This window comes from Secundilactobacillus similis DSM 23365 = JCM 2765, from assembly GCF_001311075.1.
In the GTDB taxonomy this organism is placed as follows: Bacteria; Bacillota; Bacilli; order Lactobacillales; family Lactobacillaceae; genus Secundilactobacillus; species Secundilactobacillus similis.
This window is the reverse complement of record NZ_BBAD01000033.1, coordinates 1-14,506: the sequence shown is the minus strand read 5'-3', so window position 1 is coordinate 14,506 and position 14,506 is coordinate 1. Positions and strand designations below refer to the sequence as shown.

The 14,506-nt window shown below is 45.1% G+C and carries 11 protein-coding genes and 5 pseudogenes; 15 read left to right on the top strand and 1 reads right to left on the bottom strand.

Going from position 1 to position 14,506, the window contains the following annotated elements; genetic code table 11:
* Nucleotides 1-405 precede the first annotated feature (405 nt).
* The 7 genes and pseudogenes from JCM2765_RS08770 to JCM2765_RS19090 all read left to right on the top strand — a co-directional run bounded on the left by JCM2765_RS08770 (nt 406) and on the right by JCM2765_RS19090 (nt 4,871).
* Nucleotides 406-1,065, top strand: coding sequence for a helix-hairpin-helix domain-containing protein (locus JCM2765_RS08770; RefSeq protein WP_054736078.1), 660 nt, complete (start codon nt 406-408; stop codon nt 1,063-1,065).
* Nucleotides 1,066-1,166: 101 nt separating this feature from the next.
* Nucleotides 1,167-1,648, top strand: a pseudogene (locus JCM2765_RS08765) (ComE operon protein 2).
* A 112-nt stretch (nt 1,649-1,760) separates the two neighbouring features.
* Complete coding sequence (locus JCM2765_RS16715; protein WP_057151654.1) at nt 1,761-3,902, top strand: DNA internalization-related competence protein ComEC/Rec2; 2,142 nt, start codon at nt 1,761-1,763, stop codon at nt 3,900-3,902.
* Nucleotides 3,899-4,027, top strand: coding sequence for a hypothetical protein (locus tag JCM2765_RS19105; protein ID WP_369404065.1), 129 nt, complete (start codon nt 3,899-3,901; stop codon nt 4,025-4,027). Before JCM2765_RS16715 ends, JCM2765_RS19105 begins: the two co-directional genes overlap by 4 nt.
* Nucleotides 4,028-4,034: 7 nt before the next feature.
* Nucleotides 4,035-4,265 (top strand): hypothetical protein, encoded by a 231-nt coding sequence (locus JCM2765_RS19100; protein WP_369404064.1) that lies wholly within the window; start codon nt 4,035-4,037, stop codon nt 4,263-4,265.
* Nucleotides 4,266-4,315: 50 nt separating this feature from the next.
* The gene (locus JCM2765_RS19095) at nt 4,316-4,477 is read left to right on the top strand and encodes a hypothetical protein (RefSeq protein ID WP_369404063.1); all 162 of its coding nucleotides are present in this window, start codon (nt 4,316-4,318) and stop codon (nt 4,475-4,477) included.
* 95 nt (nt 4,478-4,572) lie between these two features.
* A pseudogene (locus JCM2765_RS19090) lies at nt 4,573-4,871 on the top strand (hypothetical protein).
* A 113-nt stretch (nt 4,872-4,984) separates the two neighbouring features.
* Here the strand turns inward: JCM2765_RS19090 and rpsT are convergent.
* Nucleotides 4,985-5,248 carry a 30S ribosomal protein S20 gene (rpsT, locus tag JCM2765_RS08755; RefSeq protein WP_054736076.1) on the bottom strand — a complete coding sequence of 88 codons (264 nt, stop codon included), beginning with the start codon at nt 5,246-5,248 and terminating at the stop codon, nt 4,985-4,987.
* A gap of 350 nt (nt 5,249-5,598) precedes the next feature.
* On the opposite strand from rpsT, the gene rpsO reads away from it, so the two are divergent.
* The 8 genes and pseudogenes from rpsO (at nt 5,599) to JCM2765_RS08715 (ending at nt 14,453) form a co-directional block, all read left to right on the top strand.
* Entirely contained in the window at nt 5,599-5,868 is a 270-nt protein-coding gene (gene rpsO, locus JCM2765_RS08750) for a 30S ribosomal protein S15 (protein WP_054701144.1), read from the top strand.
* 352 nt (nt 5,869-6,220) lie between these two features.
* Nucleotides 6,221-7,966: a ribonuclease J gene (locus JCM2765_RS08745; RefSeq protein WP_054736074.1), complete on the top strand. Its 1,746-nt coding sequence runs from the start codon at nt 6,221-6,223 to the stop codon at nt 7,964-7,966.
* A gap of 84 nt (nt 7,967-8,050) precedes the next feature.
* Nucleotides 8,051-8,944 (top strand): hypothetical protein, encoded by an 894-nt coding sequence (locus tag JCM2765_RS08740; protein ID WP_054736073.1) that lies wholly within the window; start codon nt 8,051-8,053, stop codon nt 8,942-8,944.
* A gap of 188 nt (nt 8,945-9,132) precedes the next feature.
* Nucleotides 9,133-10,319: pseudogene (gene tuf / locus JCM2765_RS08735) on the top strand (elongation factor Tu).
* A 309-nt stretch (nt 10,320-10,628) separates the two neighbouring features.
* Nucleotides 10,629-11,947, top strand: a pseudogene (gene tig / locus JCM2765_RS08730) (trigger factor).
* A 202-nt stretch (nt 11,948-12,149) separates the two neighbouring features.
* On the top strand, nt 12,150-13,400 hold the full coding sequence (gene clpX / locus JCM2765_RS08725) for an ATP-dependent Clp protease ATP-binding subunit ClpX (RefSeq protein WP_054736071.1): 1,251 nt from the start codon (nt 12,150-12,152) through the stop codon (nt 13,398-13,400).
* Between the two features lie 153 nt (nt 13,401-13,553).
* Nucleotides 13,554-14,148, top strand: a pseudogene (gene yihA, locus JCM2765_RS08720) (ribosome biogenesis GTP-binding protein YihA/YsxC).
* Nucleotides 14,149-14,153: 5 nt separating this feature from the next.
* A complete protein-coding gene (locus tag JCM2765_RS08715) occupies nt 14,154-14,453 on the top strand; it encodes a nucleoside triphosphate pyrophosphohydrolase family protein (RefSeq protein WP_054736107.1) in 300 nt (99 codons plus the stop codon).
* Nucleotides 14,454-14,506: the final 53 nt, after the last annotated feature.

The following is a 14,506-nucleotide window of genomic DNA, read 5'->3' as shown; positions in this document are numbered from 1 at the left end:
GGGTGTTGGCTGTTTGTCGTCGCTTCGCTCGCCAAAGCCGCATTGAAAAGCGCTCGTTCAGGCTACAGAATTCGGCGCCACTTAAACTGTCATTTCTAGGGTTCCTGATATTGTAGGAACTTGCTAACCACGCGCTTTCTGGCCACTATGCCGAATGGTGCTACGCGAGACTGAGAGCTGCATGCAAGGTAACATCGGTAAACCCGCCAGGCCCGGGCGCCTTCACCGATGTTACCTTGCACACTGCTCTCAACCCGTCTCGCTCCGCACACTGTCACTGGACACAAACGACAGTAAAAAAAGTTCGAGCGTAGTTTTCCAAGTTTTTCTGATAATTCTAAAGTTGTTTGAAGCAAACGAATGACGGTTCGCGTAGTTAGGGGGTGACAGAAAGGAGGGGAAACGTTGGAAAGGTTAAAGGAGCTGTTGGAGAATACGAGTCGCGAGATCTGGATCATTATCGGTCTGGTACTTGCTTTAATCGGGGCTGCCTTTTTGCTATTACGACAACCGCAACCGGTTAACGATACCACCATGATGGCTGAAACGGTGACGGCTTCGTCACAGTCAATGCAGATGACCGAGAATGGTCAGACCGCAACGACCAGCGTGACTACGACAATGTACGTGGACGTTAAGGGCGCTGTTAAACAGCCGGGACTCAAAAAAGTTGACCAAACTATGCGCGTGATCGATGCGGTTCAACTTGCTGGTGGTTTCGCGGGTAATGCTGATGAAAAGCAGGTTAATTTAGCGCAACGGTTAGTTGATCAACAAGTTGTGTACATTCCAAAACGGGGTGAAAAGGTTGATGCCGCAATGAACCAAGCTGGGGCACCGGCTGGTCCGGGCGCAACGGGGACCAGTCAGACACCTCAGGTTAACTTAAATACCGCGGATGTTACTGAGTTGCAACAATTAGACGGCGTTGGTGAAAAAAAGGCGGCGAAAATTATCGAGTATCGAGAAGCCCACGGGCAGTTCCAATCGATTGAAGAGTTGAAGGAAGTTAGTGGCTTTGGCGACAAAACGCTGGAACGACTTCGACCGCAACTCGCAGTTTGAAAGAGCGTGTACGCGTCATGATCAATGGTGACTTAGCAACCCATATTTAGATGATATTTGGTATACTAGTGGGGACTATCAAATTGGAGGCCTTGAGCATAATGACGAAGAAGAGAATTCCATGGGATCAGTACTTTATGATGCAATCAGTCTTGTTAGCAAGTCGGAGTACGTGTAATCGTTTGTCCGTTGGTGCAACGATCGTTCGTGATCGGCGAATTATTGCGGGCGGCTATAATGGTTCCGTGTCAGGCGATGTTCACTGTATCGATGAGGGGTGTTACCTCGTTGATGGCCATTGCTTCGGACGATTCACGCAGAAATGAATGCTATTTTGCAGTGTGCTAAGTTTGGTGAACCAACGGATGGCGCTGAAATTTACGTTACTGATTTTCCGTGCTTACAGTGTACTAAGATGCTACTTCAAGCGGGAATTAAAAAGATTTATTATCTGCGAAACTACCATAATGATCCCTACGCAATGTCACTGATCGAAAAGAAACACGTGACGCTCACTCACGTTGAGTTGGACGCTGAAGCAATTGAACGCGCCTCAGTCGATGCCTATCTAGCTGGACATTAATCGACATATCATTTGGCTCGCCATATTGGCGGGCAGTTTAAGCGGCGTCTTTTTTGGCATTACTTGGTTAGCCGGTGGTTTGACGGTGCTATGGTTACTGAGGCTGGTGTGTTTGCGACAACCTATAACGTTATTGTTAGCTGGAATGGTTTTAGTTGGGTTTGGTGGCTGGTTTTATCATCAGCAACAACTCATGGCTACGGGTCACTTACCGACCACAACCCGAACGCAATTGATCGTCCAAGTACAACCGGATGATGTTCGAATTGGACCTGACAGTGTTCAACTACGAGGTAAATTGCCATCTGGCTACTGGATCGAAGGTCGTTTTTATGCAGATAACAGCCAACTTGAGGCGTATCGTCTGCGACAAACGAGTCAAATGATGTTAACGGGAGACGTGGACCGGTATGCGCCGGCAACCAACGTCAATGAATTTGATTTTGGCGCGTATCAGGCGCATCGGTGGACGTTTAATCAGATCAAAATTATTCAGTTACAACAACTAACACCGGTGCAAGCCCGTAATCCGTGGACGATTTGGGTTAATGGGTGTCATGCGTTGCGTTACTGGCTGATTGAACGAACGAAGTCGTTACCTGAGACGTTGCGATTGTATGTTCAAGGGTTGTTTTTAGGCTATCGTGCGGATGGCTTTTATGAACGGCTGGCAGCGGTTAAAGACCTTGGCTTGATCCATTTATTTAGTATCTCAGGCTTTCACGTTATTTGGTTGGTGGCGCTCATTGAATGGGGAATGGCCCTGTTACGACTACCGCAAGGACTTCGTGTCATTGGCCTTTGTTTAATTTTGCCGAGTTACGTGATTATCGCTGGGGGCGGTCCGGGCGTTATTCGGGCGGTTTTGGTGGTGTTGATTGGCATATTGGCCAAATTGGGACGGGTTTCGCTAAGCCGGTTAACGGTTTGGGGACTCAGTTTACTCATTGGCCTAGCGATAAGTCCAGCGATGTTGACCGAATTAGGGGGTCAACTGAGTTACGGACTAGCGTTTAGTTTAATCTTTTTGAATCAGCGGTCACTCCTATTTCAAACGTTGATGCTGAATTTAATTAGTTTGCCGACCATTTTATATCACATCTATCAATGGCACGTCTTGTCGTTGTTCGTTAATTTATTACTATTACCGTTGTTTAGCTGGTTAGTTTTTCCCGTTGTGTTTGGCTTAATGTGGCTCGGGCCGAGCTGGCCAGTTGCGGCGGGGATGGGTGAACGGGGGCTACAAGGGCTCACGTTCAGTTTGGATTGGGTTGCTCAGTTGCCCGGAATGGTAGTGACGGGACAACCGACGGCATTGATGACGACCGGTCTTTGTGTGTTGACGTTTATGATCTTAGCTGCACAAACGGCGCGGATTCGGCGTTGGTTATTCGGACTGTTGATTGTCAGTTACGCGGGTTTAATGTTTTGGCGCCAACATCCCCTAGACGGTGAAGTGACCTTTTTTGATATTGGTCAGGGGGATAGTTTTTTGATTCGAGAACCTGGTAACCGACAAGTGATTATGATCGACACGGGTGGTAAGGTCACGTTTGGGTCGCATCGTCCCACTGGTAGAAGTACCGCCGAACGGGTAAGCATTAACTACCTTAAAAGTCTGGGAATTACGCAGATTGATCATTTACTGTTGTCCCATCAAGATGCCGACCACACCGGCGATGTTGATGATGTACTAGCAGCGCTAGTTGTTAAACGGCTTTACGTGCCACTGGGGATGACCAGCAATGAGCGGTTCATGAAGCGCGTTCAACCAGCTTTAATGAAGCACCGAACGCAAGTCATTGAAGTTCAGGCTGGTCAATCAATTGAAGGTACTCAATTACAAGTTGTTCACCCATTTAAAGCCGGTGAGGGCACCAATGAAGATTCGATGGTGTTATTCGCCAACTATGGTCAGTTAAGCTGGTTATTCACGGGTGACCTTGATCAGGCAGGTGAACGACAAATTGCCGCCCATTTTCCACAACTAACGGTAGACGTGTTAAAATTAGGACACCATGGCAGTAAAACGTCATCGGATCCAACGGTTGTGGCAAAGTGGCAACCCAAAATTGGGATTATTTCGGCTGGCCGGGAAAATCGGTACGGTCATCCTAATCAAGAGACATTGGCGACGCTTGCCAAACAGCAAGTGCCGTACTTTAGTACGCAACAAAATGGCATGGTGACGTACCGGTTTCGGGCTCACGCGCCAGGTTATTGGCAGACGTTTTTGAAAGGGGCATTTTCGTGACATTTGAAACAACCATGGCAGCACTTGGAAAACAACAAGCGCAACCGGTATACGTGATTACCGGTGATCAGCTACTTAAGTCAGCAACTTCGGGCGGCGTTTTTGGCGCTTATTCCAGAAGCTGAGCAAACCATGAACTATGCAAGTTATGATATGGAAACCACTCCGGTGGCACAGGCGTTAGATGATGCCATGTCCGCACCGTTCTTTGGGGACAAGCGATTGGTGTTCGTTGACCGCGCGTATTTTTTGACGACTGAAACGCATCGGGGAAGTAAAATTGAACACGATATGGCGAGTTTAACGTCGTACCTTGAACATCCAGAACCAACAACGATTCTCGTATTTTGCGACGAGTGGTAAATTGGATAGTCGCAAAAGTGGTGAAGTTGCTTAAAAAGCAGGCGGAAGTGGTGTCGCTTGAAGCAATCGGCGAACATCAGATTCGCGAGTTGATCGAGGCACGGGTTCGTGAGGCGGATATGCAGATCGAACCACAGGCTGTTAACGCGTTGTTACAACGAACGGGATCTGATTTATCACTCATTATGAGTGAATTGCCAAACTCACGTTAGCGTGCTTTGACGATAAGGTGATCACGGCGCCAATCGTGTTAGAACTCGTTACCAAATCGTTAGATCAAAACGTTTTTGATTTGGTCAATGATGTGATGGGCCGTCGAATCGAAGCGGCTTTAAATCTGTACCGGCAGTTGATTTTGACGAAAGAAGAACCCTTGAAAATCAACGCGTCTTAATTGGACAGTTTCGGTTGTTGATTCAAACCAAGATCCTTGCCAAAAATGGCTATAGTCAGGGGAGTATTGCTCAGACGTTAAAAGTGCATCCATATCGGGTGAAATTAGCAATGCAGAGCAGTCGGTCCTTGAAGTTGGCCCATTTAAGACAGGCGTACCTTGGCTCGCCCAAATTGAACGCGCGCTTAAATCGTCTACGCAAGACCCGATGATTTTATTTGAATTGTTTATGTTAAAATACCTCGATCAAGTTGCTTAACGAAAAAACAACAAAAAAGGACCGCCAAACGGCGGTCCTTTTTTGTTGTTCAAAAGTTAAGTTTAATTATGCGTTGGCTTTAGCTAAACGAGCGGCCATCCGTGACTTGTCGCGGGAAGCTTTGTTAGCTTTGATTAAACCTTTTGAAGCAGCGCTGTCAACGGCGCTAGAAGCAGCTTTGTATAAATCAGCTGCGTTGTCGTCCTTAGCGATTACGGCCTTTTCAAACTTCTTAACGGCTGTACGCATGCTGCTGAGTTGTGCTGAGTTACGTTCGTTAGCTTTAACGTTCGTCTTTGCACGTTCAATTGCAGATTTGATAATTGGCATGATTTCACCTCCACACTAAAAAGAGCCGGCTGGCTACCTTAATTATTCAACGAATGCCATTATACCGAACTTAGCGTGCGAATGCAATAGGGGTTTTAGAATCAACGCGTTTTACCGGTAGTAATTGGTAAACCTGGCCACGAGAAAATCGGATGTCGTTAAGAAATTAGACCTTAATTGCGGTCAAGGGCAATTAAAACGGCAGTTAACGGGAATCTCACTTGTATTTATCAGGTGACTCGTGTAGAATGAGTATCGTTCTTAAAGTGCCCTTACTTAGTTCTCCGCGATCTCACTCACGGCTACTCAGTAACGGGTGGACAACTATTATGATAAGGTGGGAATTTACCATGGCTATTAGTCAAGAAAAGAAAAACGAAATCATGAAGCAGTTTGCTCGTCACGAAGGCGACACTGGTTCTGCTGAAGTTCAAATCGCTGTTTTAACTGCAGACATTAACGAATTGAACAACCACATGAAGGCTCACAAGAAGGACTTCCATTCACAACGTGGTTTGATGAAGAAGATTGGTCACCGTCGTAACTTGTTAGCTTACCTTCGTAAGTCTGACGTTCAACGTTACCGTGAATTGATCAAGGCTTTGGGTCTTCGTCGTTAATCAAGACCTTTTCAAAGGAACTTCCCGTACTGGGAGGTTCCTTTTTCTATACATAGATTTGAGTGAACGCAACCGATGGGGCTTGGAAAAATATACCAAAACGTTAGCGCAGACCGACGCAATCTCAGTGAACAAACGGCTTGAAGGTAATCCGTAAATATCGTGATCGATTAGGTATAAAATCAGCCGGCTAGTAGTTTTTATACTGAAACCGGTCAAAGTGTGATAAACTGTAAGCAGTTTAAAGACGTGCCTAAATCACTGGAATTTAGGGAAAAAGCGGGGACTAGTCGTTTTGAAATGACTCGCAGAAACGGATTGACCCGTTGAATCAAAACAGTTGAGGTGAATTATGGAAGAATCACAAGTTAAAATTATGCCGTTGGGCGGGGTCCGCGAAAACGGTAAAAATATGTACATTGTCGACATTAATAACAGTATTTATGTCTTAGATTGTGGGCTACAATACCCCGAAAATGAACTGCTGGGGATTGATATTGTCATTCCGGATTACGCTTATTTGCGTGAAAACCAGGACCGCATCGTTGGGGTCTTTTTAACCCACGGTCACGCTGACGCCATTGGTGCATTACCATACTTCTTATCGGAGTTCCGAGTACCGGTCTTTGGCTCTGAGATGACCATTGAATTGGCAAAGCTGAACTGTCAATCTGATCCAAATGCAAAGGACTTTGACGACTTTCACGTTGTGGATGCTCGGACCGAAATTGACTTTGGTGACGTGACGGTCTCGTTCTTTAAGACGACCCACTCAATTCCTGAATCAATGGGGATCGTGTTGGCATCAAATGCCGGGAGTGTTGTCTACACTGGTGATTTCAAGTTTGATCAAACAGCAGCCCCTGGCTATCAAACGGATTACGCGCGGTTAGCCGAAATTGGCAAAAACGGCGTGTTAGCCTTATTGAGCGACTCAGCGAATGCTGAAAATCCGAACGAAACGGCTAGCGAACGCGATATTGCGGACGACGTGCTTGAAACGTTTAACTACCACAATGGCCGAATTATCGTTGCCAGCGTTGGATCAAACATTTTGCGGTTACAACAAGTGTTTGATTCAGCGGCTAAGACGGGTCGGAAGGTTTATTTGACGGGCCAAGATATCGAAAAAATCGTGGATACGGCAATGCGGTTGCATAAGCTAGTCTTGCCAGAAGACGATTTGCTGGTGACGCAAGAACAGTTAGCTAAATTAGCACCAGAACAAACCGTTATTTTGCAGACTGGTCGTATGGGTGAACCAATCAAGGCACTTCAACGGATGGCAAATCAACAAGAAAAGGGACTAGGAATTGAACCTGGTGACCTTGTCTTTATCACGACCACGCCATCACATGCCATGGAAACAACGGTTGCCAAAACACGCGATATGATTTACCGGGCCGGTGCAGAAGTTAAGGCGATTTCTGACGAACTTAACTCTTCGGGACACGCTAGCAAGAACGACTTACAACTGATGATCAACTTGTTGAAGCCAAAGTATTTGATTCCCATTCAGGGTGAATATCGTTTGCTATCGGCCCATGCAAAGGCAGCTGAAGAGGTGGGGTTAACGTCTGACCGCATTTTCTTGACTGCAAAGGGTGACCAACTGGTTTATGACAAGCATGAGATGGTTTTGAGTGGTAGTGTCGAAGTGGGTAACACCATGATCGATGGTATCGGAGTCGGCGACATTGGTAACATTGTTTTGCGTGACCGTAAAGTGTTATCAGAAGACGGCATCTTTGTGGCGGTTATTACGATTGACCACAAAAAGAAGCAGATTATTGCGGAACCTAAGATCACCTCACGTGGCTTTGTTTACGTTAAGGCGAATAAGAACCTGATGCATGAAAGTGCAGAGATCATTAAAACCACAGTTCAGGCTAACTTGGATAACAAGGAATTTGACTGGACGCATCTGAAACAAGATGTTCGTGAAAAGTTGAATCACTACTTGTTTGAACAAACACGTCGACACCCAGTTATCTTACCCGTAATCATGGAAGTTGACCCACGGCGGCATAAGCCAAAGAGCAAGCATAAGAAAAACAATCAACCGGCCAAAGCAGCAACTGATGAAACTGCTGAATAAGGTCTAACCCAAAGCACTATTTTGAAGCTGAAAGTTGGCTTCGAATAGTGCTTTTGAGTACCAAGAAGAAAGAGGAGTGATTGGGTGACAGATCGAGCGTTACAACAGGCCAACGCAGCGTTTAAACAGCATCAATGGCACACTGCCGCAACGCTGTATGAACAAGTTTATGAGCAAGAAAAAAGTCCTAAAATTAATCATTTATTAGTGAGAAGCTTATTTGAGGACCAGCAGTACGTCGCTGCAAAATCGGTAATGGCGGATGATTGGAATAGTTACCTAGTGGATACGGATCATTTTGAATTAATGGTGCAAGTTCTTTTAAAGAATCGACAATTACTGCTGGTTCACATTTTAATGGCGACAACTGGGGTAACTTCTTCTAAAATCGATGCGTTGCTAGAACAGGCAGAGACGGTGTGTCGCCAAAGTACGCATTTTCAGGCGGATTATCAGGCGTTTTACCAATTAAGTGCTCATGGATTGCAGCAACAACGACAGGCTTTTGAGGCAGGCAAACAATTGCCGCTAACGGAATGGTTGACTGCGGCCAAGGCATTGCTAACGGATCCCTTCGTTAAACCGGTGATTCGAGTCAGTTTGTTACAGTTGATGCAACAGTTGAAGCTCTCAGAGACGGTAAAGTTCCGTTGGTTAGACGACCAAGACTATCAACTTGTTCCGTCGACGTTACAACCCTTTGGAAAACTACCGATCGTTCAAAAATTAAATCAGCAACTCCAAGCTGAAATTGCACAAAACGACCCAATTACGCAACAACTTTATCAAGAATCGCTTCAGTTACAATTAACGTTGCTTTATCCATTTATTGAGCGTGCAATTTCTAGCCCAACTGAATGGATCACCCGGTTAATTCACGGTGATATCAGCGTTAGTCGGGAACCGGCTGCTCAATTTTCGGTGGCTTGGTGGCAACAAAAGTTAGCGCTGATCATGGCGGAAATGACCGGTGCATAAAAAACTTTTAACCAAAAACCGTTTTTATGGTTTACAAACGATAACCTAATCTATATAATGTTTAAGGATTCTTCTTGAGGGATTCTCGATTTACCTTTTCGAGAAGAAGTAGTATAATTAACATCAAAGGGTTGCTGATGAATTACTAATCAGCATAATCTTTGTGAAAAATACAGGAGGTTTCATTAATGGCAAAGGAAACATACGAAAGAACTAAGCCCCATGTAAACATTGGTACTATTGGCCATATCGACCATGGGAAGACTACTTTGACTGCAGCAATTACTAAGGTATTAGCCGCTAAGGGTTTGGCTAAGGCTGAAGACTATGCTGACATTGATAAGGCACCTGAGGAACGTGAACGTGGTATCACGATCAACACTGCCCACGTTGAATACGAAACTGAAAAGCGTCACTACGCACATATTGACGCCCCAGGACATGCTGATTACATCAAGAACATGATCACTGGTGCCGCTCAAATGGACGGTGCTATCTTAGTGGTTGCCGCTACTGATGGTCCTATGCCTCAAACGCGTGAACACATCTTGTTGGCTCGCCAAGTGGGTGTTGAATACCTGATCGTCTTCTTGAACAAGACCGACTTAGTTGATGATGATGAATTGATCGACTTGGTTGAAATGGAAGTTCGTGAATTACTTTCAGAATACGATTACCCTGGAGATGACATTCCTGTTATCCGCGGTTCTGCTCTTAAAGCCCTTGAAGGCGACGAAGAACAAGAAAAGGTTATCTTACACTTGATGGACGTTGTTGATGAATACATCCCAACGCCAGTTCGTGATAACGACAAGCCTTTCTTGATGCCTGTTGAAGACGTATTTACGATCACTGGTCGTGGTACTGTTGCTTCAGGTCGTATCGACCGTGGGACTGTTAAGGTCGGCGACGAAGTTGAAATCGTTGGTCTTAAGGAAGAAGTTCTTAAGAGTACTGTTACTGGTTTGGAAATGTTCCGTAAGACTTTGGAATTTGGTGAAGCCGGCGATAACGTTGGTGTCTTGCTTCGTGGTGTTAACCGTGAACAAGTTGTTCGTGGCCAAGTTCTTGCAAAGCCAGGTTCGATCCAAACGCACACTAAGTTCAAGGGTGAAGTTATATCCTTTCTAAAGAAGAAGGTGGCCGTCATACGCCATTCTTCTCAAACTACCGTCCACAATTCTACTTCCACACCACTGATATCACTGGTGTTATCGAATTGCCTGATGGCGTAGAAATGGTTATGCCTGGCGATAACGTCACTTTCGAAGTTGACTTGATCGCACCAGCTGCCATTGAAAAGGGTACTAAGTTTACTGTTCGTGAAGGTGGCCACACTGTTGGTGCCGGTGTTGTTTCAGAAATCATGGACTAATACCTACCTAAATTGAACAAGAAAAGTCCGAGAAGGTTGCCTTTTCGGGCTTTTTTCTTTGAATCAGATTTAATGTCAGCTGGTTAAGCTGGCCGAAGATTGGCTCATGTGATTTAAACCGTCACGATTGAATTGACGTGAGCTTAAAAATCGGCCAATGAACGTCGCTGATTGCTGAAAACCTGTGTATTTTATCGATATCTAGGGGGGAATAATGTTTACTTTTCGCCCCCCATACGGTAAACTGAAAGCTGTACGCAATTTGAATATGATCGTATTCGAAGAGATTTTTAATTCGGAGGGAATATAATGTCTGCAAAATGGGAAAAAAAGGAAACCAACAAAGGTGAATTAACCTTTGAAATTGGTGCCGATGAAATCAAAAAAGGCTTAGACCAAGCATTCGCACGGACTAAGAAGAACTTGGCTGTGCCTGGTTTCCGTAAGGGTAAGGTGCCACGTCAAATCTTCAACCAAATGTACGGTGAAGAAGCCCTTTATCAAGATGCTTTGAACATTGTTTTACCAGATGTTTACGAAGCAGCTATCGAAGAAGCTGGTATCGAACCAGTTGATCAACCAGAAATCAACGTTGAATCAATGGAAAAGGGTCAACCTTGGGTATTGAAGGCCGTTGTTACGGTTAAGCCAGACGTTAAGCTTGGCGACTACAAGGGCTTGAGCGTTACTAAGCAAAACACCCGTGTCTACCAAAAGGACATTGATGCTGAATTGGAACGTCGTCGTCAACAACAAGCCGAATTAGTGCTTAAAGAAGACGAAGCCGCTGCTAAGGGCGACACTGTCACCATTGACTTTGATGGTTACGTTGACGGTAAGCAATTCGACGGTGGGAAAGCTGATAACTACTCACTCGAACTTGGCTCAAACTCATTCATCCTGGCTTTGAAGACCAATTAGTTGGCCACAAGGCTGGTGAAGATGTTGACGTTAAGGTTACCTTCCCAGAAGATTACCAAGCCGAAGACTTACAAGGTAAGGATGCAACCTTCAAGACCACGATCCACGAAGTTAAGCAAAAGGAATTACCTGAACTTGACGACGAATTTGCTAAGGACATCGACGAAGAAGTTGATAGCCTTGACGAATTGAAAGCTAAGATCAAGGATGAACTGAAGGAACAAAAGACCACTGCTGCCCACGATGCAATTGAAGATGAAGCTATCCGCGAAGCCGTAGATAACGCTGAAATTGCTGAAGTGCCTGCTGCAATGATCGAAGAAGACATCCACCGTCAAATGGACCAATACTTAGCTAACATGCAACAACAAGGTATCGATCCTAAGATGTACTTCCAGTTGACTGGTACGACTGAAGACGACTTGCACAAGCAATTCGCTGCTGACGCTGAACGTCGGGTTAAGACTAACTTGGTCTTAGAAGCCATCGTTGAAGCTGAAAACATCGAACCATCTGAAGACGAAATCAGTGCCGAAGTTAAGGATTTAGCTGGCCAATACGGTATGGAAGAAAGCGCCGTTCGTTCTGCTTTATCTGAAGACATGTTGAAGCATGATATCGCAGTTAAGAAGGCGGTTGACGAAATCACCGACTCAGCTAAGCAAGACAAGAAAAAAGACGACGACGAAAAAGACGACGAAAAGTAATCTAATTCGTTAACGCGACTAAAAGGCCCTGGAGATGAGGTTATCTGATTCTTTCATGGGCCTTTTGTTGCATATTGGCTTGAGTTAACCGGTCATCGTTGGAAGTTCAAATTACTTCTCACGGTGCAAGAACTATGGTATAGTAGCACTTGCGTTGTAGAAATGATACAATGCGGTTAACTTAAAAAGGGGTGACTGTTAATTGTTCGAAAATACTGATGTAAATGGCCCCGTAAACTGTTCTTTTTGTGGTAAGTCACAGGATCAAGTGAAGAAAATCGTCGCTGGCCCTGGGGTTTATATCTGTAATGAATGTATTGATTTATGTAAAGAAATTATTGATGAAGAGTTTAGTGAAGAGAGTGCCCAAACGGTATTCGATGTACCTACACCACAACAAATCGTCGATTCATTGAACCAATACGTCATTGGCCAAACCGAAGCTAAGAAGACGCTGTCGGTTGCGGTTTACAACCATTACAAGCGGGTTAATGAAATGGCAACTAGCCAAGAAGATGGCCCAGAACTACAAAAGAGTAACATTACGATGATTGGCCCAACTGGGTCTGGGAAGACGTATCTCGCCCAAACTCTGGCAAAAATTTTGAATGTGCCATTCGCAATCGCAGATGCCACGACGTTAACTGAAGCTGGTTACGTTGGTGAAGACGTTGAAAACATCTTGCTGAAGTTACTTCAAAATGCCGATTACGATGTTGAACGTGCTGAAAAAGGCATTATCTACATCGATGAAATTGATAAAATTGCTAAAAAAGCTGAAAATGTATCGATTACCCGAGATGTTTCTGGTGAAGGGGTTCAACAAGCCCTTTTGAAGATCTTGGAAGGTACTACTGCTAACGTTCCGCCTCAGGGTGGTCGCAAGCACCCGCAACAAGAATTTATTCAAATTGATACGACGAACATTTTGTTCATTGTTGGTGGGGCCTTTGATGGTATCGAAACGATCGTTAAGAACCGGCTCGGTGATAAGACGATTGGTTTCGGAACCGATTCAACACACCAACCAGTCGATGAGACAGAAAGCTTGATGCAACGAGTTGTGCCAGAAGATATGCTCGAATTCGGGTTAATTCCGGAATTCATCGGTCGTCTGCCAATTTTAACTGCCTTAGAGAAGCTTTCTGAAAGTGATTTGGTTCGGATTTTAACTGAACCAAAGAATGCCTTAGTTAAACAGTATCAGAAGTTAATTTCATTAGATGGCGTTGAGCTAGACTTTGAAGACGAAGCGCTCAGCGAAATGGCGAAATTAGCCCTGAAACGTAACACTGGTGCTCGTGGATTACGCTCGATCATTGAAGATGTTATGCGCGACATTATGTTTGACTTACCAAGTCGTGACGATGTCGAAAAGGTCATTGTGACCGGTGAGACGGTTCGTGATCATGAAGAACCAGCCTTGATCTTAAAGGATCAAAAGGCGTCCTAATTTAAGCACGGTGTGTGCGAATTGGCTGCTGAGATCAACAACCAGTTCCGGCCGTATCAAAAGCACCCAATGGGCAATTTGAGCCATTCGGTGCTTTTGTGTGTTATACACCCGACTGATTATCGTTGACCCAAACCTTGAGGAGGAATATAAATGGAAGTCCATGAAGTTGAATTAGTCATGAGTGCGGTAGATCCGAAGCAGTATCCCACTACCGGGCAGCCCGAAATTGCGCTGGTAGGGCGCTCGAACGTTGGTAAGTCATCACTAACGAACGTGTTGATCAATCGAAATAGTTATGCGCGGACGTCGAGTCAACCAGGGAAAACCCAAACGTTGAATTTTTACCACGTTGAGTCTCAGTTGTACTTTGTCGACGTTCCTGGCTACGGCTATGCGAAGGTCTCAAAAGCAGAGCGTGAAAAATGGGGTCAAATGATCGAGACCTACCTCACAAGTCGCGAAACACTTCGTGGCGTCATTTCGTTAGTGGATGGGCGGCATGCGCCAACCAAGGACGACCAGCAAATGTACACGTGGTTAAGCTACTATGACATTCCCGTACTGGTTGTTGCCACTAAGATGGATAAGATTCCGAAGGCTAAGTGGAACAAGCAACTGAGTTTGGTTAAAAAAAACGCTCGATATGAAAAAGAGCGATGGGCTACTCGCCTTCTCTGCGCAAACCAAAGCGGGTAAGGAACAAGTTTGGGATTGGATCGAATCTCACGCATTTGGAGGTAAGTAGTGGTCATGGAATTTAACGAGTATCAAAAATCGGCGAAACGAACACTCTTTGGTAGCGAGCAGGTGTTGACAAACTGTGCCCTTGGCTTATCTAGTGAAACGGGGCAAGTCGTTGACCTCGTCAAAAGATATACCTTTCAGGGTGCTGATTTAGACCGTGAGACGCTGACCAAAGAAATGGGTGACGTTTTATGGTACCTCTCTCAAGTTGCCGAATGGGCCAATATTCCGTTTGATGAAGTCGCTCAGAAGAACATTGATCGACTAAATGAACGGTATGCAACAACGAATCCAGAACAGAAATAAAGCGGTAGCGCTTGTGACTAATGTGTTAGTCATGAGCGCTATTTTGCTGTCGC